This is a genomic window from Bacillus sp. JJ1122, from assembly GCF_036964885.1.
In the GTDB taxonomy this organism is placed as follows: domain Bacteria; phylum Bacillota; class Bacilli; order Bacillales; family Cytobacillaceae; genus Mesobacillus.
In genome coordinates, this window is the sequence record NZ_JBALQL010000023.1 from 174883 (window position 1) to 192348 (window position 17466).

The 17466-nt window shown below is 43.6% G+C and carries 18 protein-coding genes; 11 read left to right on the forward strand and 7 right to left on the reverse strand.

Annotated features, from left to right (window positions below; all coding sequences use genetic code 11):
* Window positions 1-350: 350 nt before the first annotated feature.
* Window positions 351-623 (forward strand): sporulation transcriptional regulator SpoIIID, encoded by a 273-nt coding sequence (spoIIID, locus tag V7201_RS14000; protein WP_031307660.1) that lies wholly within the window; start codon window positions 351-353, stop codon window positions 621-623.
* A gap of 254 nt (window positions 624-877) precedes the next feature.
* Here spoIIID and V7201_RS14005 read toward each other — a convergent pair whose 3' ends face one another.
* A complete protein-coding gene (locus V7201_RS14005) occupies window positions 878-1060 on the reverse strand; it encodes a hypothetical protein (protein ID WP_335377357.1) in 183 nt (60 codons plus the stop codon).
* Between the two features lie 294 nt (window positions 1061-1354).
* On the opposite strand from V7201_RS14005, the gene V7201_RS14010 reads away from it, so the two are divergent.
* The 6 genes from V7201_RS14010 (at window position 1355) to V7201_RS14035 (ending at window position 5721) form a co-directional block, all read left to right on the forward strand.
* Window positions 1355-2359 carry a rod shape-determining protein gene (locus tag V7201_RS14010; protein WP_335377358.1) on the forward strand — a complete coding sequence of 335 codons (1005 nt, stop codon included), beginning with the start codon at window positions 1355-1357 and terminating at the stop codon, window positions 2357-2359.
* Window positions 2360-2680: 321 nt separating this feature from the next.
* Window positions 2681-3499, forward strand: a complete 819-nt coding sequence (locus tag V7201_RS14015) for a flagellar hook-basal body protein (protein WP_335377359.1) — start codon at window positions 2681-2683, stop codon at window positions 3497-3499.
* Between the two features lie 76 nt (window positions 3500-3575).
* Window positions 3576-4421, forward strand: a complete 846-nt coding sequence (locus V7201_RS14020) for a flagellar hook-basal body protein (protein ID WP_335377360.1) — start codon at window positions 3576-3578, stop codon at window positions 4419-4421.
* Window positions 4422-4436: 15 nt separating this feature from the next.
* The gene (locus tag V7201_RS14025; protein WP_335377361.1) at window positions 4437-4697 is read left to right on the forward strand and encodes a DNA-directed RNA polymerase subunit beta; all 261 of its coding nucleotides are present in this window, start codon (window positions 4437-4439) and stop codon (window positions 4695-4697) included.
* A 93-nt stretch (window positions 4698-4790) separates the two neighbouring features.
* Complete coding sequence (fabZ, locus tag V7201_RS14030; RefSeq protein WP_335377362.1) at window positions 4791-5213, forward strand: 3-hydroxyacyl-ACP dehydratase FabZ; 423 nt, start codon at window positions 4791-4793, stop codon at window positions 5211-5213.
* A gap of 187 nt (window positions 5214-5400) precedes the next feature.
* Entirely contained in the window at window positions 5401-5721 is a 321-nt protein-coding gene (locus tag V7201_RS14035) for a hypothetical protein (RefSeq protein WP_335377363.1), read from the forward strand.
* 337 nt (window positions 5722-6058) lie between these two features.
* Here V7201_RS14035 and V7201_RS14040 read toward each other — a convergent pair whose 3' ends face one another.
* On the reverse strand, window positions 6059-6493 hold the full coding sequence (locus V7201_RS14040) for a YwpF family protein (RefSeq protein ID WP_335377364.1): 435 nt from the start codon (window positions 6491-6493) through the stop codon (window positions 6059-6061).
* Between the two features lie 260 nt (window positions 6494-6753).
* On the opposite strand from V7201_RS14040, the gene ssb reads away from it, so the two are divergent.
* Both ssb and V7201_RS14050 read left to right on the forward strand, forming a co-directional pair.
* On the forward strand, window positions 6754-7152 hold the full coding sequence (gene ssb, locus V7201_RS14045; protein WP_335377365.1) for a single-stranded DNA-binding protein: 399 nt from the start codon (window positions 6754-6756) through the stop codon (window positions 7150-7152).
* The gene (locus V7201_RS14050) at window positions 7149-7361 is read left to right on the forward strand and encodes a hypothetical protein (RefSeq protein WP_335377366.1); all 213 of its coding nucleotides are present in this window, start codon (window positions 7149-7151) and stop codon (window positions 7359-7361) included. The genes ssb and V7201_RS14050 overlap by 4 nt, the downstream gene beginning before the upstream one ends.
* Before the next feature lie 165 nt (window positions 7362-7526).
* Here V7201_RS14050 and V7201_RS14055 read toward each other — a convergent pair whose 3' ends face one another.
* Together V7201_RS14055 and V7201_RS14060 are read right to left on the reverse strand one after the other, a co-directional pair.
* The gene (locus V7201_RS14055) at window positions 7527-10367 is read right to left on the reverse strand and encodes a DEAD/DEAH box helicase (RefSeq protein ID WP_335377367.1); all 2841 of its coding nucleotides are present in this window, start codon (window positions 10365-10367) and stop codon (window positions 7527-7529) included.
* 135 nt (window positions 10368-10502) lie between these two features.
* Window positions 10503-12140, reverse strand: a complete 1638-nt coding sequence (locus V7201_RS14060) for an SWIM zinc finger family protein (RefSeq protein WP_335377368.1) — start codon at window positions 12138-12140, stop codon at window positions 10503-10505.
* Between the two features lie 353 nt (window positions 12141-12493).
* Between V7201_RS14060 and V7201_RS14065 the strand changes: the two genes are divergently transcribed.
* Together V7201_RS14065 and V7201_RS14070 are read left to right on the forward strand one after the other, a co-directional pair.
* Entirely contained in the window at window positions 12494-13156 is a 663-nt protein-coding gene (locus V7201_RS14065) for a hypothetical protein (protein WP_335377369.1), read from the forward strand.
* Between the two features lie 14 nt (window positions 13157-13170).
* Complete coding sequence (locus V7201_RS14070) at window positions 13171-14409, forward strand: efflux RND transporter periplasmic adaptor subunit (RefSeq protein ID WP_335377370.1); 1239 nt, start codon at window positions 13171-13173, stop codon at window positions 14407-14409.
* 193 nt (window positions 14410-14602) lie between these two features.
* Here V7201_RS14070 and V7201_RS14075 read toward each other — a convergent pair whose 3' ends face one another.
* From V7201_RS14075 to V7201_RS14085, 3 genes are all read right to left on the reverse strand, one after another.
* Complete coding sequence (locus V7201_RS14075) at window positions 14603-14920, reverse strand: hypothetical protein (RefSeq protein WP_335377371.1); 318 nt, start codon at window positions 14918-14920, stop codon at window positions 14603-14605.
* A gap of 160 nt (window positions 14921-15080) precedes the next feature.
* Complete coding sequence (locus V7201_RS14080; protein WP_335377372.1) at window positions 15081-16226, reverse strand: DUF4367 domain-containing protein; 1146 nt, start codon at window positions 16224-16226, stop codon at window positions 15081-15083.
* Window positions 16168-16734: a sigma-70 family RNA polymerase sigma factor gene (locus tag V7201_RS14085; RefSeq protein WP_335377373.1), complete on the reverse strand. Its 567-nt coding sequence runs from the start codon at window positions 16732-16734 to the stop codon at window positions 16168-16170. Before V7201_RS14085 ends, V7201_RS14080 begins: the two co-directional genes overlap by 59 nt.
* Window positions 16735-17466 lie beyond the last annotated feature (732 nt).

Sequence of the window (17466 nt, forward strand, 5' to 3'; positions counted from 1 at the left end):
AGCCTTGTTTAACAGAACTAAAATCAAAAAGTATACGAAAACATCCTTTAAAAAAGAAAAAATGGCTGAATTTTCTAAAAAACTTCACAATACCTTGTCCCTATTGCTTTTTTCGTGCATATATCCTCAACCAAGCTAATAAAATGTTACAAACCTGACAAAGAGAGTGTTTGAGGTGAGGAATCGTTTGAACAATACGAGGATTTAGCCGGGGACATTGATTAATCATTGTAATATCCAGAAGGATTCCCTTCTGCCGCAACAGATATTTTTGCGGAAAACAGCATTTGCCGATGAAAAGCGAGTCTCATTTCACACTTCTCACATCCAATTTAGGGAGGGCGAGTGGTGTGCACGATTACATCAAAGAGAGAACAATCAAGATTGGAAAGTATATCGTGGAGACGAGAAAAACAGTTCGCGTCATAGCGAAGGAGTTTGGCGTATCCAAAAGTACAGTCCATAAAGACCTGACAGAAAGATTGCCTGAGATCAACCCTGACCTTGCCAATGAAGTAAAAGAGATCCTCGATTATCATAAATCAATTCGCCATTTAAGAGGTGGAGAAGCCACTAAAATGAAGTATCGGAAAGAGGAAAGGGAAGAAGAGCCTGTAAAGTGAACAAATCGAGAAACGTAAATTTCACAGAATGGAGGGAATGTAATTCAGCTGTGCATTAAATAAATTTAACAAAATAAATGCCCAGCTTAGAAATGAAAAAGCCGGGCATCGCCACAAAAGGCGTGTATGATTCTGCTCAGGTACAAAAGCGGAGGCTGCCGCCTTTTTATCATGTGTGGAAGTGGACAAGAACAAGCGAGCAATCTATATTCTTAACAAATTAGGTCACACATTCTCAATTTGGAAGATCTAGACTACTCCCCAGCATCCCCATCTCCGTCATCAGAGTCAGGGCCTCTGTCCCCGATGCTGTCGGGCGCAGAAGAGGGGTCACTGATATCCGGACCCTCGTTTCGATCCGCAGATCCGCGGGCATTCTTGATAATCATATAAGAACTAAAAATGACAAGTACGCCTGCTGCGATTAAAAAACTCATTTTATTTCCTCCGATCATTATTTCGCTTTTACTAATTTTACAGGATGTAAACAAAAATTTCAGTTTTCATGACAAAGTTCAACAAAACATGTCAAATTTTTCGGCAAACGGTTACTTATTTCCTATTACTGTGATAAAATAAGCAATTAGGGTAGAATATGGTTCGCAGATTGCGGCAGCGTCTGGATATTCTCGAACATCGTCATCTTTTTTACAAGGATGAGACAGTAAGTCATAGAGAAAACGGGGCTAATCAGCCGCAGCCAGCCATTTGTCAAGGAGGATAAAAACGAAATGTTTGCTAGGGATATTGGGATTGACCTTGGTACTGCCAATGTATTGATCCATGTTAAAGGCCGAGGAATTGTATTGAATGAACCGTCTGTTGTGGCGATTGATAAGAACACAAATAAGGTTTTAGCTGTAGGGGAAGAAGCACGCAAAATGGTTGGGCGTACACCTGGCAATATCGTAGCGATTCGTCCTTTGAAAGATGGAGTTATCGCTGATTTTGATGTGACAGAGTCCATGCTAAAGCACTTTATCAATAAACTAAATGTTAAGGGCTTCTTGTCCAAACCACGCATCCTGATTTGCTGTCCAACGAACATTACAAGCGTTGAGCAAAAAGCAATCAAGGAAGCTGCTGAAAAAAGCGGAGGCAAGAAAGTGTACCTTGAAGAAGAGCCTAAGGTAGCGGCAATTGGCGCAGGCATGGATATTTTCCAGCCAAGCGGAAACATGGTCGTTGACATCGGCGGCGGAACAACGGATGTTGCCGTGCTTTCCATGGGTGATATCGTGACATCTGCATCGATCAAAATGGCTGGCGACAAGTTTGACGCAGAAATTTTAAATTACATTAAACGTGAATATAAGCTGTTGATCGGTGAACGTACAGCTGAAAATATTAAACTGACCATCGGAACAGTATTCCCTGGCGGCCGCAGTGAAGAAATGGAAATCCGCGGACGCGATATGGTTTCTGGACTTCCAAGGACGATCTCAGTCCGTTCAGAAGAAGTGGAACAGGCCTTAAGAGAATCTGTAGCGGTTATCGTACAGGCTGCAAAAACGGTGTTGGAGCGCACACCACCTGAACTTTCCGCTGATATCATCGACCGCGGTGTCATTTTAACTGGAGGCGGCGCATTGCTTCACGGCATCGACCAGCTGATGATGGAAGAGCTTAAGGTTCCTGTATTGGTTGCGGAAAACCCAATGGATTGCGTTGCAATTGGAACAGGTATCATGCTTGATAACATTGACCGCATTGCAGGGCGACGCAGAATCGTATAAATAATTTGGTTAAAAATCTGGAGATCTCCCGGTAAAAATACTGGGAGATCTCCAGATTTTTTTGCATTTTACCCAATTTTTCTGGAATAAAACCCAAAATCCTACATTTTCCTGCAAATTTTTAATGTTTCTAGCCGATATATTTCTTATAATAAGAGATAGAGAAAAAATTCCCTATTTCGATTTTATCCAATAGTATTAATATTTCATCATTCTTGCACCACATATTTTCGGACGCCTATGATTGTAAATTCAAGAACAGGGGCGATTTTATCGACGTTTTAACCAGCTTACGTATTTCTTATCCTATGAGGTGGAAACATGTTTAAAGGATTTTATACAGTTGCTTCCGGAATGCTTGCACAGCAGCGCAGGACGGAAATGCTGACAAATAATATGGCCAACGCCAACACGCCGGGCTTCAAAGCGGATCAATCCGCGATGAGGGCATTCCCGGAAATGCTGCTCCAGCGATTTGAAAAGGAGCGCATCCCGACAGAGAACGGTTTAAATTTACCGTTTAACAAGGAAATTGGCACTATTAATACTGGGGTTTACATGCAGGAAGCCATTCCGAAATTCATCCAGGGCGATTTGCGCGAAACAGGCAATAAGACAGACGTGGCACTGCAAGATATAAATATGCCTGAAAATGGATCTGTGTTCTTCAACGTTCGCCATACAGACGGCTCAGTACGCTATACTCGCAATGGGAATTTCACGGTTGATGGACAAGGATACCTGACAACCGGCAGCGGTCATTATGTGCTCGATTCTTCTGGGAAGCAAATCCAGCTTTCAAGCGACCGTTTTACCATTGATGAAACGGGCGCGATTACTGGGGAAAATGGGGAACGTGCCATTCTTGGCATAGGATATTCCATTGATCCCCGCCGAATGATTAAAGAGGGCGATGGAATGTTCAGGACGGAAGATGGTACACCGCTTCCAAGCGCATTCGGCACAGCTGGCGTCCAATTCAGGCTGCAGCAAGGCTTTCTGGAGCAATCAAACGTTGATATGAGCAGAACCATGACCGATATGATGACAGCCTACCGTGCATTCGAGGCCAACCAGAAAATCCTTCAAGCCTACGACCGCAGCATGGAAAAGGCAGCAAATGAAATCGGCAAGCTTTAATCGAATCATTGATTTTGACTCTGTTTTTTTGAAAATAAAAGGCGGCCACGTAATGGCCCGCATTGAGGGATAAAATATGAACAGGACGATGATTACAGCTACAAATACACTTTCCCAGCTGCAAAAGCAGCTCGATATGATCAGCCATAACATGGCGAATATCGATACGGCAGGTTATAAGCGCCGTGAAGCATCTTTTACCGATTTACTCGTGCAGGAATTCCGTAACCAGCCAAATGATGCATTGGAACGGAATCGCCAGACACCTTTCAATGTTCGTCAGGGTATAGGCGCAAGGCTGGGTCAGACTCAGCTGGTTTTAACTCAGGGAAGCTTGAAATCAACAGGCCGTGATTTGGACACTGCATTTACGGCCGAAGGACAATTTTTCCGGGTTATGGTCCAAAATGAAAATGGCGGCACCAGTTTGAATCTAACCCGAAATGGCGCGCTTTATTTATCACCTATTTCTGATAATGAGACGATGCTTGTCAACAGTGACGGTCATGCCATTCTTGACGAAAACAATCAGCCAGTCACCATAACCGGCAATGTGAAAAGCTACAAAATCAATGAAACAGGCAATTTTTCAGCAGAAATGTATGATGGTACGAGCCAGGAAGTGAATCTTGGTGTAGTATTAGTGAAGAAGCCGCAATTTTTAGAGCAAAAAGGCGGAAATTTACTTGGACTTCCTGCTAACCTGAATGGTCTTGGTGTTACAGAAGGAGAAATCCTTACAGAACTGACCGGGACATTAAGAAATCAGGTATCCATCCAGCAGGGTGTTCTTGAGCAATCAAATGTAGATATGAGTAAAGAAATGACGGATTTAATCAATGTCCAGCGAGGCTACCAATTTCATGCCAAGACGATAACACTGGCTGACCAAATGCTTGGGCTGGTGAACGGCATCCGTTAAGAGGGGAAGAACAAAATGGCTTTGAACAAAAATAATCATGAAGCAACAACGCGTGAACAAGTGAAAAAAGAAAAGAAAACACGCGAAAAAAAGAAAAGAATCCGGGTTCGCCTTATTCCGATCTGGCTTCGGATTATTATTGTCCTCATCCTTTTGGGTGTCAGCATTATGCTTGGCGCAATGTTCGGATATGCCGTCATGGGCGGCGGGGAAGCAAAAGATATTTTTGAAAAATCAACCTGGACTCATATTGTAGACCTGGTGAATAAAGAATAATTCAGTAGGAAGGGAAGTTTCCCTTCCTTTTTATTTATATTTTTTAGTACAATGGTATTTAAGCACCTAATATTAATAGGAGGTACTAAAATTATGCTTGATATCACTCAAATTAAAGAAATTATTCCACATCGCTATCCATTTCTGCTAGTTGATAAAATTTTGGAAATCGAAGAAGGTAAAAGAGCGGTTGGAATTAAGAATGTAACCGCGAATGAAGAATTCTTCAATGGGCATTTTCCCGATTATCCAGTAATGCCTGGGGTATTGATTGTCGAAGCGCTTGCTCAGGTAGGAGCAGTAGCTGTTCTGAAGCTCGAAGAAAATCGCGGAAAAATCGGCTTCTTTGCCGGGATCGACAATTGTCGGTTCAAAAGACAAGTAAAACCAGGCGACCAGCTTCGTCTTGAGGTGGAAATGGTCAAGCTGCGCGGGCCGATCGGCAAAGGCAAAGCAATTGCCACTGTAGATGGGGAACTTGCTTGCGAAGCAGAAATTACGTTTGCAATAAAATAAAATTCAAGCAATACTCGAATATTGGCCGAACTGAGGAGGAGAGACTCCTTGGTTCGGCTTTTTTATTTCCTGACCAAAAAGCGAAAATAGTATAAAACCATGCAAGTTTTTTTCAATGGTGGGCAATATAACAGCAGACCCGTGCAACAGGTCTTAAAAACCTACTACATGAAAGGGGCTTTTACTCATGAAGAAGAAGCTATTAATGCTAATCGGTGGCTCATTGCTATCGGCAATGTTCCTTGCTGGCTGTGCGAATAATGATCAGGAACCACCTCCGAATGATGATGTGGATGTCGAGAATCCAGCAGACAACAACGATATGAATGATAACAATGGTAATGTCGATGACAATGGTGTGATTGATAATAACGACGAAAACGTTCCTGATACTCCAGACGTTAACACTGATGACGACGGCGATATGATGAAAGACAACAATGAGCCAGGTGAAGATGCTGTTGAAGATCAAAGGGATATGAACGATAAGGACAAGGAAGACGAATAATTGGCTAGTGGGCAGGTGAATTCCTGCCCGTTTTTTTAGTTTCTAAGGTAAAAATCTTGCATCTTGCGATTGGATTATTACACATTAAGTTCTACGAAAATTGGATTCATCTCTACAAAAAATGTATGAATCTCTACAGTGCTCCAATTAATTTCTACGATTTTACCGATAATCTCTACAATGCTCCAATTAATCTCTACGGTTTTACCGATAATCTCTACAAAAACCCTGATAAATTCCGTATTTCCATTTAGCTGGAGAAATCAGATTAAACAATCGCATGAAAAAAAACAATTCACAAAAAAACTCCAGCTTAATAAATTCAGCTGGAGTCGGATTATACTTTTTTCGGTAAAGCGATCTTTGGCTTCGTAACAATATTTTGTTTGAATTCAGCTAATAATTGGTCACCTGTGAAGCCCTTATCGATCAAGTGCTCCAATAGTTTTTCAGGATAATCGCTCTTTGGTTTTGTTAATTTTCCGGTCAGAAGGATGCTTGCATGTTTCTTAAGCTTTTTGACGCAGCATACTTTTGTCGAGAATGCAGCAGGATCATTTTCCCGCTTAGTGATGACGACTTGAACGATGATTTCTTTATCATTCGCACAGGCATCTTCAAAATAAGGGATATATTTATGGTCGGTAAAAACCTCCACGAGCCATGTTCCCTTATCATCCTCTTTGTTGATAATAAGGCCGTCTTCCATCTCGATATCTACTAAAGCATCATCATCAGCAAGCTGCATTGAGATCAACTTAAAGGTCTTCATGTCAACCACCTCCCGTAATACTTGTCCAAATTATAACACAATGGATATAGAAAACGAAAAAAAGCATGTTTGTCGAAAAAAAAATCCTGAAATGGCGGAAAGTGAGTTTTCGATATAAGCGGGTAATTAAAAACTGAAAAATTAGCGGTAAAAGATGCTATGGGAGCTTATTTTTAAGAGGAAAACATGCATTTTCGTCATTTTACTACGAACAGTGATAGGAATATGATTTGGATATAACCGAGAAAGGAGTTGATAAGGTGATAAATCAAGTTACGCTAGTAGGCAGAATTACCAAAGATCCCGAGCTGAAGTGGACGCCGGATGGAAAAGCGGTCACGAACATCACACTTGCGGTAAACAGGCATTACAAAAATCCAAACGGGGAGATTGATGCTGATTTTGTCCATTGTACCCTCTGGGGCAAAACAGCAGAAAATACCTCTAACTATTGCAGGAAGGGTTCGGTCATTGGTGTGACCGGGCGGATCCAAACTCGCAATTATGAGAACCAGGAAGGTAAAAGAGTGTACGTTACAGAGGTAGTTGCCGAAGGAGTAAGGTTTTTGAGCTCAAAGCCAGTCAAGGAAAACACACAGCATAAAGTGGAAAGTTTTGCACCGCCGATGGAGAGAGAACGAGAGGAGCTGCCATTTTGACAAGTGAAAATGAATCCCTTGAAAAGCTGCTGGTCAGCCTGATCAAAATGGTAGGGAAAAACAATGAAAGAGTTGACGAACTCATGAAAAAAGTCCATCAGCTAGAAATTGCCTCTAAAGAACAACAATTCAGCCGCGTTTACTCATTCATCGCCGAACCGCCAAAACCAAACTCCATGTATAGCAAAAGAGAGTACTCCAAACGATGAACTGCAATAGATATCCCCGGAACAACTTCTTTAAGAATCTTTAAAAGAGAGAATCAATAAAATATCTCCAATATCCCTCAACTTTTCATGCCGGCTTTGGTAAGCCGGTTTTTTCTTTTCAGAGAAAAATGAAAAAACCAGCACCTGGGCGGCGCTGGTTCCCTTTTACGATAAAAACACCAAATCATGCAGCTCATCTGTAGACAGTTCGGTGATCCAGCTGTCGCTCTGGATGATCTGGTCGTTCAAAGACTGCTTCTTCTCAAGCATCGCATCAATTTTTTCCTCAAGCGTTCCTGTACTGATCAGCTTATGAACATGCACGAACCGGCTCTGTCCAATCCGGTATGCCCGGTCCGTTGCCTGGTTCTCGACGGCAGGATTCCACCAGCGGTCATAGTGGACAACGTGGTTGGCAGCAGTAAGGTTTAGCCCCGTACCACCAGCCTTCAACGAAAGAAGGAACACTGGGAATTCACGATCTTGGAACTTGGCAATCAGCTCATCACGCTTCGCTTTAGGCAGGCTACCGTTTAGGAACGGAACATCGATGCCAAATTCCTTTTTCAAAGCGGCTTGAATCATCTCGCCCATTCCAATGTACTGGGTGAAGATGATGCAGCTTTCTTCCTGATCAAGCACAGCGCGGACGAGCTCGATCATCTTTTCCATTTTCGCAGACCGGTCGATTAGATGTTTTGGATCTGCTTCTTTTAAATAAAGGGCAGGGTGGTTGCAAAGCTGCTTCAACCTGCTCAGCAGCTGTAATATCAAGCCCTTGCGCTCGAAGGCAGATAACTGCTCGATCTGCGCGAACGTATCTTTTACAAGCTGCTCGTAAAGGGAAGCCTGCTCGGCAGAAAGCGGGCAATATTCCTTCTGCTCGACCTTATCCGGCAGGTTCAAGGCAACATCTTCATCCTTCTTCGTCCGCCGGAGCAGGAACGGTTTGATCAGCGACTGAAGCTGGACGATTTTTTCCTTCTTATCTTCTTTTTCAATCGGCAGGATGAACTGTTTCTGGAACTGACCGGCGCTGCCAAGGTAGCCTCTGTTCGTGAAGTCGAAGATCGACCATAGCTCTGAGAGGCGATTTTCCATCGGCGTACCGGTCAAGGCAATCTGGTGCTTACCCTTCAGCTTGCGGACAGCACGTGACTGTTTTGTGTCCGCGTTTTTAATATTTTGTGCCTCGTCAATCGCGACAGTGCTCCATTCCACCGCTTCAAGGTCCTCGAAATCGAGGTGCGTGAGGCCGTAGGATGTCAGCACGATATCCGATGCCATCGCTTCCTCGGTAAAATTTACGCCCTTTAAGCGGGACGGGCCATAATGCAAATGGACCTTCAGCTCAGGTGCGAAACGTTCCACTTCTTTTTGCCAGTTGCCAAGAACAGAAGTAGGGCAGATGATCAATGCTGGATGACCATCGTTTTCCTGTTCTTTTACAGAGAGCAAGTAGGAAATCAGCTGAATCGTCTTTCCGAGACCCATGTCATCGGCAAGCAGGGCACCGAATCCATATTTACGCAGGAATAGAAGCCAATTCATCCCAAGCTTCTGATAAGGCCTTAGCTCGCCTTTCAAACCTGCTGGCATTGGTGTATCCGGGATTTCCTTCGTTTCCGACAGCTGCTTCATCATTTGCTTCCAGTGGCGGTTAAGCTCAATCTGGATTTTTGCGAATGCGCGCGGATCGTCAAGTCCGTCTCCATCCTCGCCGTCATCCTCTGACAGCTCCTGCTGCAGCAGGTCACGAATATGAAGACCTTCCTGATCCGCTTTTTTCATCAGGTCCTGAATCTGGCGGATGAAGCCATGATCGAGCTTGATCCAGCGGCCCTTTAAGTACACTAGCCTGCGCTTTTCATTCACAAGGCGCTGGAATTCATCCTCACTCAAGTCAACACCATTCATCGAGAAGCGCCAGTCATAATCGAGCATCGCATTCAAGCCGACAAACGAACGGCGATAGCCAGTCTGGCCCTTCAGGCGAGCTTTCACCTTGAGGTTCGCGTTCTTGACCGCTTCCCACCACGAAGGCAGAAGGATTTCAATCCCAAGCGCAATCAACATCTCGCTCGCTTCGGTCAGGAACATCCATGCTTCATCCTCTGTGAGACTGGACTTAAGGCGTACCTCAGGTTCCGAATCATCCGCAATCCATGGGAAAATATTCGCCAGGCGTCTTTCTTCATCCTCAACCTTTTCGCTAAAATTGTCCCAGTCGGCAGGATAGCTTTCATAATCCCGAGCCTCAATCAGCATCGGTTCATTTTTCCCACGCAAAAATAATCCTAGTTTCCAGTCGCCAAGATCATCAAGCGGTTCCTCAAGGCGCATCCCGATGGTGAAAGGTGCTGGACTTTCTTTCAGGCCAATCCACTCGAGCCAGCGGTCTTCATCAAAATACGCCGCCAGCTGCTGTGCAGAAAGCTGCTTATTCCTGAGAACATCAAGCTTGTCGCCAAGCAGGTATTTCATCGTATCATTTTCATGGAAATAGGATTCAAGAGCATGGTGGAATAGGTCCTCAGCAAAAGTGCGAACGGAAATGGATTCTTCTTTTACCTGGATTGTTTCTTCCCAAAACGGCTCATGGAACTCGTCGAGCACACTCGCAGGCAGCGCCCAGCGGAAATCCTCGCCATCAAGCTGAGTGAAATCAGGATGCCATTCCTTCGCAAGGATTGCATCGTAGACCGCGTGTGCAGTGGACAGGCAGATGTCACCGATTTCATCCCATTCCCATTCAACAAGCCTGTTGAAGCTTTCTTCTCCGAACAGGGTGACAAGCTGCCAAGCACTCAGGATCAAACCCTCAGTGCCGCCCCACTTATCACTATCCACCATCGTCCCGTAATAACTTTCCTTATGGCGAAAAAACAAAAGCTTCTTCCACACCGATGTCTGAAGGTCAAAACCATCAAAATCCTCAGCACTCAAAAAATAACGCCCGCCAGCAACAGGCATCACATCAATCCGAATCTGCTTAATCTCAAGCATCCAAACACCTCCCCAAGCGTTAGCCCTCGCAACTTTAACGCATCACCGCGCCGGGGGTCAGACCCCCAACACTTCACCGCATCACCGTACTGGGGGTCAGACCCCCAGTGCTTTAAAGCGTTGAAACAACACAATCTATTCTGCTTCTGCTACTTCTATCAGTTTGCTCCTTGTGCATTCTTCGTGGAATGCGCGGAGCCTTTTTGTCCGTATTAGTAATTTATCGAAGAAGGCTTCCCATTCGGGCATGCGCTTCAGCTTCTTATAGATGGTCCGCAGTTTTTTCAGCAGGCGGGCTGCCTGTTTGTAGCTGCTGCGGTTTTTCATGTCGACGAGGTCGCCGATCATCTGGTGGTAAAGCGGGATTAATACATCCGGAGCTTCTTTCGCCAGCACCTTGATGCGCTCGTTCGAAATCGAATTGTATTCAAACCCGAAATAAGAGTACAGCTCGCTCCATTGCTCATACTGCTTTTTCTCAAACAGCGAATCCTCGTACTCGTAAAAGCTGTAAGGCATGGCCTGGGCAAGTGCCCGGTCATACAGCTCGCCACGGCCGATTTCTCTCGTATAGGCGCCAACCAGCTTCAAAGCATAGCGGGTGAACTTTTTGCACGTATAATACTCGCCGAGATGCTTCAAATAATTCCGCAGCTGCCCAACGAGATACTCAATAAACGGCGCCATCCTGATCCACTCGCGCGATGCCCGGAATCCATCCAGCCAGTAAAACATAAAAGGGAGAGACCCAACCGAAAGTCCGGCAAACCGTTTCATCGCCTCCTGATCCTGTTTCGCCAAAATCAGCTGATGGACGAGGGCGATTTCCTCACTTACATCGCGTTTTCCATCTCCGAATGCCTCAAGCCGCGCACGCTCATCATCACGCCATCCAGCATTTTTAAATAATTTTTCCCATAAAAGCCTGTATAAATCAATCCGTTCATAGCCTGAAGCAGAATCAGGAATCGTCAACCCAACTGACTCATCCTTTATCTTCTCTAAAAAAGCATCAAACGAAAACGGCATCGTATTGAAGGCCAGCCGGTCGATATATTCCTCGGCATCATTAAACAAATCCTCGAATAGCGGGCGATAATACCGGTCCATCGTCACATCGTCATCGTGGCCAAGATCGCGGGCTAGTTCAGAAAGCAAATTGAACGAATAGACAGCTGCAGCGATCATATAGAGATTTTTCCAAACAGCTTCAAGCGGAGCGGAAACCTCTACCCTCCGCACATAAGTCCGGAACAATCCCGGCACGACATAAGGCTTCGGGTCACCCTGGCCCTTCATGATCTCCTCGAAACTCTCGGTAAAAGAAGCAATCCACTGATCATAATCATGGCCAGAACGAGTGTCCTTTTTTACTAGATCCTTTGCCTTCTGCAGTCCCCATTTTTCCGCGTTCAATGACTCCTTGGCAGGCTTGCGCCAGGCTTCGACCCAGTCGCTGACGCTTGCTACATCACTGTAAGCCTGAAAGAAAGCGGCGAGACGGTGGCGGCAAAACGAACCGGCAGGACAGGTGCAGCTGCTTTCCTGAGGATCCGTCACATTTATGTAGACGCGGACAGGTGTCACATCCTGGACCGTTGCCCAGATAGACTTCACCATATATTTAAGATGGTGGACCGTGCCCTGGCGATACAGCATCAGCCCTTTCTGGACAAGGCGAGCATCCTCCTCGACCTCAGGCTTCAGGAGCGTATTCAATTTTGAAGCGGATTCTTTTAAAATTGGTGCCTGGTTCTCAGGTATGACAGCCACAACCATTCCTCCGTTCTCACAACATCAATCGGCTATAGAAGCCACTGATTTTTTGTAAAATCCAGCTGTTATAAGCAGTGGACCCTTAAACACGTGTTTGTACAATCATTTAAAAAACCCGAAAAAAACATATTCTTCTATTATACCCAAAAATGAGTTGTTAGAGGAGGGGGGATGTTTGATTTTGAAAAATGGGGAAGGGAATTGTGAGTAATTTGTTGAATACAGAAAATAGCGCATCCCATTTTGTGACATATTTTAAAAAATTTCCACAAAATATCCTGATATCATTTCAGTTTTTGATTTTTATCATATAAAATGAACTATACAAGAAAGAATCTGGGGGACATAAGATGAATAACCGAATGCCCGTGCTTCGCGGCCTTTTTTATCCTGATTTATATACATATAAGCTACGAGATTCTGAATATGTACCCGGAGTTTGGAAGAATACGACGATGCTCCTCCTGTTAAGCGGCCTGATTTTTGGTATCAGTGCTTATTTTGGCATCGGGTCAGAGTATTTATCAAAAAAGTTGACCTCCATTTCGCAGGAAAACTATGAATTGCATAAATTGCTGTTCATGTTTGGCCAGATCATCTGGGGCCTTTTTTACGGAGCAGCGATGATTTTCATACCGGCATTGTTCTTTTGGACGTTGTCCGACATCGGCCTGAAAAAATTCGTGACGGTCCAGCAATTTGTGTTGCCGATCTTGCTGCTGGAAAAAATCATCATTATTCCACTTGCAACTACACTCGGTCTAATTAAAACATCCTCACCGTTCTCACTTGGCGTCATCGCCCAATACATAACTGGAAATGATTTTATCATCTATTTCCTTGCGGCTATTTCTCTATTTAAAGTATGGGCTATTTTCATAGAATACAAGTACGTGAAAATGCTGACAGGCAAGAAACCGGGAATGGTGTTATTGATGGTCATCGGCATTAATCTCGTGTTCTGGCTGTTCTCAGCGCTCTTTTCGTTCGTCCAATTTGAGAAGATTCTTTAAAGGAGGTGCACCATATGAAAAAACAGACAGCGATTCTATTATCTGTAGGCATTTTATTTGTCTCGGGAAATCTGAGCTTAGCATTAAAAGACGACAGCAAAGCGGTGCGCTCTTCTTATATCAATAAATGGACAGCGACTGGAAAAGAAAATTTGACGAAAACACTGCATGCCGATGGCGTCGTCACACCAGTTGAGGAGCATCATGTCTACTATAATGACACTCCGGGCGGTTTTAAAAACTTCCTTGTAAAAGAGGGTGACCAGGTCGACACAGGCAGCCCATTGTATGAATATGCCTCCGATGGCAACGATGCGGACCAGCAAAAGCTGGAGGCCGAAAAGAACCAGCTTGTCAGGGAATCGGCTTTGATCGATGAACAAATCCAGCAGCTGGAGTATTTACTGTCTGTTTCAGAATCTGCTACGGATAACAGCATGCCAGTTACCGGGGATGGGACAACGGGGACCGGAGCGTCATCAAGGGATCTTGTGAATGCTTCGATTGAAAAAGAAATTTTCGATAAACAGAGTGAAAAAACGCGGATCCAATCTGAAATCCAGCAATATGATAACACTCTAAACTCGCAGAATGGAAGCGACCAGCTCGGCATTAACAGTGAAGTTGCGGGGACCGTGAAAAATATTAACTATGACTTGAAGAATCCAATCCTTACGATTATTTCTGACAGCCCAAAGGTCGAAGGAGCTTTTACCGAAAAAGATCTGAAAGAGGTCCAGGCGGGCATGGAGGTTTATGTTAAATCTGATTTAATCAAGGCGAAGGTAAAAGGAACTCTGACTAAAATTGCTTCCTATCCAGAACAAGACCCGTCGGTTAAAAAGGAAAGCCGCTTCCCGTATGAAGTCGAGCTCGCCGGGGATCCAGTGAATCTTGTAAAAGGTACGCATGTGGAAGTTTCTGTCGTTACGAATCAGGTACGCAACGCCTCAATCGTTCCTGAGGAATCAGTGAAGAAGACGAAAAAATCAAGCTATCTCTATGTATTGAATAAAGCTGGAAAAGTGGAGAAACGCAAAATTGACAAAGGCATGCACCACAGCGGGAAAGTCGAAGTCCAAAAAGGCGCTAAACCAGGCGAACTCGTCGTCAAAAACCCTGAAAAAGTCCAAAAAGCCGGCGACCCATTCTTCAGCAAACTAAAACCAAGCACCCTAACCAGTAAAACATTCAAACAAGAAACCAAAAAAGACATCTTCAAATCCATCATGGTAGGATTCTTCAAACACTAATTTATAAAATGGCGAAATAAAAAGGAGAGGCAGAGCGCCTCTCCTTTTCCACGTTAAAGCGCTGGGGGTCAGACCCCCGGCGCGGTGATGCGTTAAAGTGTAAATTGCATAATTCAAAATAAGTAATTCCAAAAGAACTTTTTTGCGGGAAGAATTTTGAGGAACGTTTTAGGGGATACGGAAGTGGTTACGTCTACTGCTGTCTCTCGTTCAGTATCTCTAAAACATCTTGATGCTGCTTTTGTATATGGGAAACATGCTTTAATTCGCTGGATAGCTCTATTTTAGTTTCATCCAGCTTCTTCATTAGGCTGCCATAATAAAACGCGACTTCTTTTCGCATTTCATCTTGCTCTCTAAGCAAGCTCTTTTGTCCCTCCTCAACGCCTGATAACCGGTTGTCCATAGAATCTAAACGGTTGTTCATGGAATCTAAACGGTTGTCAATCGCATCAAATCGAACATCAATGGAGTCGAAACGTCCCAAAATTTTCTGTAGAATTTCCTCCAATTTTAACACCTCCTTTTGTTCCAATTATACTCGGCAGCATAGTGCTTGTCATCACTCCAACATATAAAAAGAGGGTCAGCCAGCCCGTCGCTCTAACACTTTAAAGCGCCGGGGGTCTGACCCCCAGCGCTTTAATGCGGTGTTGCATTGACGATCTTTGTTATTGTTGGATGACTTGGATGTCTTGGATGATCCATTTGTCTGCTTCGTATTTGAATAGGAAAATGAGGTTTTGTTTTCCGTCCATGTCGCTGTCTTGGAACTGGGTTAGTTTGTACTCTGTATCTGATATTTTTTCGAAAAGGTATGGGTTCTCTGGCCAGAAAATGGGTGGTCCATCCATAGGCAGGTTGTATAAACCATCCGCCTTTTCTTTAACCCTGAAACTAAAAGTAGCTTCGGCTTGTTCCCTTGACACGAAATCTGTGAATAATGCATAAAAATCTTCTTTCGTGTTATATGTTTTGAATTTAAAGTCATTGCTGTTATGGGAATCCGCAAAGGCTTCATCCATTACAGTTTTGTATTTTTCCAGTAAAGTGACGGCCTTATCTTCGTCAAAAGCCATTCTTGCTTTTTCCTCTTCTTCAGCCTTTTGAGCTGCTTCCAACTCGCTGATATATTGACCCAGCAGTACGGTGTGCCCTTTAGCTTCTAATATAGACTCCACAATTTTATAAAAATCAATATCGCTCATTACGCCAAACTGTTCAACGGTCTGGTAAAATCCTTCATCCTGCCACGTAAGCAGTTGATGCTCCTCAGTAATTTGATATACCTGAGCTGTTAAACCGTCAGCCAGTTCAATTTCTTTCTCCGATTCACCACTGATTTCCGGCATATCTTCCTGCATTCCATAAGTGAAATATTCGTCTTCATTATTTTCTTTTACATAAACATGCTCATACGTATTCTCGTTCGTGCGTGTTTGTTTATAAACATACCCTTCAGGAATATAGGAAGGATTCACAAGCGTAGGTTTTTCTTTAGCCAGATCTGTATCTTTTCCAGGATGAGGTAAAATAACATCCGAATCAGGACTGCGCCCGGGATTAGGAACAGGGTTAGCCTGATCCTGCAGGCCGCTGCTGACAATATAATAAATACCTGCAGAAAATAGCAGGACAGCGGCCAGGCTTAAACTCCTTGGCACAACATTCGAAAAGGTAAATCCAGTACTATTACGGCTGGTACGGCTGCTCGTTTTTTCAAGGATGTTCCTCCGCATTTTTTCGGTAAAAACAAAATCAGCCAATTCTCCCTTTGACAGATTTTCTTTTAGATTCTTGATTTGGTTCTCCATCATTCTCACCTCTTTCTATTAAATGATCCTTTAACAAGTTCTTGGCTTTGGTAAGGCGTGATTTCACAGTATTAATATTTAGATTGGAGATATCACTGATTTCTTTTAGTGAGCATTCCTGATAATAGAATAAGAAAATGACTTCACGATATTTCATAGGGAGCTGAAACATTGCATCCACAAGTTCCTGGTTTTCAGCCTGACCCATGACTTGTTTCTCCGGACTAGCCTGTGAACCTGTTAAAAGGGAAGATAAATAGTGGCTAACGTGAATCTTCCGATGGTGCCAGCTCCTTAAATAGTCTTTGCAATGGTTCGAGGCAATCCGGTAAAGCCATGTCTGAATGGAGGAATCGCCCTTGAAGGTATTCAGCTTCTCATAGCATTTAATAAAAATTTCCTGCGTTAAGTCCTCAGCAGTTTGCCTGTTCCTGACATAAGAATAAGCCAAATGAAGAACCCGAGTCCCATGTTCAGTCATCAGTTGATTAATCGTTTCATGGTGTTCCATGATCTCACCCCAATCTCAAGCACACATGATGCACAATTGTTTACTATTTAGACGGAACCACATTTCCAAAAGTTTATTAATTTACCATAATTTTAAAAACAGCAAATAACCTTATTACTGTACCGCATTAACTCATTGGGGGTCAGACCCCCGGTGCGGTGATGTGTTAAAGTGGAAAGGTTTTTTAAGGAATCTATTTTTGAGGGTTTCGGCTGTTGAAGAGTAGGGGGAAAATCACTTTTGTAAGTAGAGAGTAAAAATGATTACCTTATATTCTGTCAAATAAAGAGGCGGGGTTTGTGGAATGAAATAACGGTGCCTGACTCCATGTCGCGATAGAGTTTATATCGCTGGAAGTCAGGCACCGTTTTTTAGTTTGAGCTTATTAATCATTTTCTTTCGGCTTTCGTGCTTTATTGCTGATCACTTCTAATAACATTAACTTCTGTTCCTGACTTAACATGCTCCAGCTTCCTGCTTTGACTTTCATTTAAAACACTCCTTTAATGTAATGTATTTTTTTGGATTTTGTTTTCTTAATCCTCTTATACCGCCTTTTTCATAAATTGAAACAAACTAAATTTCTACAAATTACCAAGCGACTTAGCGCGTAAAAGTAGAATATTGTCGAATTTCAGCATAATAAAGGTACTTAAGGTAGGCAGATAGACGAAAAGTACCGTCAGTCAATCTTTTTCGGCACTATTTTAAAAAATCAAGTCAAATTTTTTG

What these genes read in the sequence shown, in the direction of transcription:
- V7201_RS14005 (WP_335377357.1), bottom strand. Translation starts at nt 1,060, where the DNA reads ATGAGTTTTTTAATCGCAGCAGGCGTACTTGTCATTTTTAGTTCTTAT.
- V7201_RS14010 (WP_335377358.1), top strand. Translation starts at nt 1,355, where the DNA reads ATGTTTGCTAGGGATATTGGGATTGACCTTGGTACTGCCAATGTATTG.
- V7201_RS14015 (WP_335377359.1), top strand. Translation starts at nt 2,681, where the DNA reads ATGTTTAAAGGATTTTATACAGTTGCTTCCGGAATGCTTGCACAGCAG.
- V7201_RS14020 (WP_335377360.1), top strand. Translation starts at nt 3,576, where the DNA reads ATGAACAGGACGATGATTACAGCTACAAATACACTTTCCCAGCTGCAA.
- V7201_RS14025 (WP_335377361.1), top strand. Translation starts at nt 4,437, where the DNA reads ATGGCTTTGAACAAAAATAATCATGAAGCAACAACGCGTGAACAAGTG.
- fabZ (WP_335377362.1), top strand. Translation starts at nt 4,791, where the DNA reads ATGCTTGATATCACTCAAATTAAAGAAATTATTCCACATCGCTATCCA.
- V7201_RS14035 (WP_335377363.1), top strand. Translation starts at nt 5,401, where the DNA reads ATGAAGAAGAAGCTATTAATGCTAATCGGTGGCTCATTGCTATCGGCA.
- V7201_RS14040 (WP_335377364.1), bottom strand. Translation starts at nt 6,493, where the DNA reads ATGAAGACCTTTAAGTTGATCTCAATGCAGCTTGCTGATGATGATGCT.
- V7201_RS14055 (WP_335377367.1), bottom strand. Translation starts at nt 10,367, where the DNA reads ATGCTTGAGATTAAGCAGATTCGGATTGATGTGATGCCTGTTGCTGGC.
- V7201_RS14065 (WP_335377369.1), top strand. Translation starts at nt 12,494, where the DNA reads ATGAATAACCGAATGCCCGTGCTTCGCGGCCTTTTTTATCCTGATTTA.
- V7201_RS14070 (WP_335377370.1), top strand. Translation starts at nt 13,171, where the DNA reads ATGAAAAAACAGACAGCGATTCTATTATCTGTAGGCATTTTATTTGTC.
- V7201_RS14080 (WP_335377372.1), bottom strand. Translation starts at nt 16,226, where the DNA reads ATGATGGAGAACCAAATCAAGAATCTAAAAGAAAATCTGTCAAAGGGA.
- V7201_RS14085 (WP_335377373.1), bottom strand. Translation starts at nt 16,734, where the DNA reads ATGGAACACCATGAAACGATTAATCAACTGATGACTGAACATGGGACT.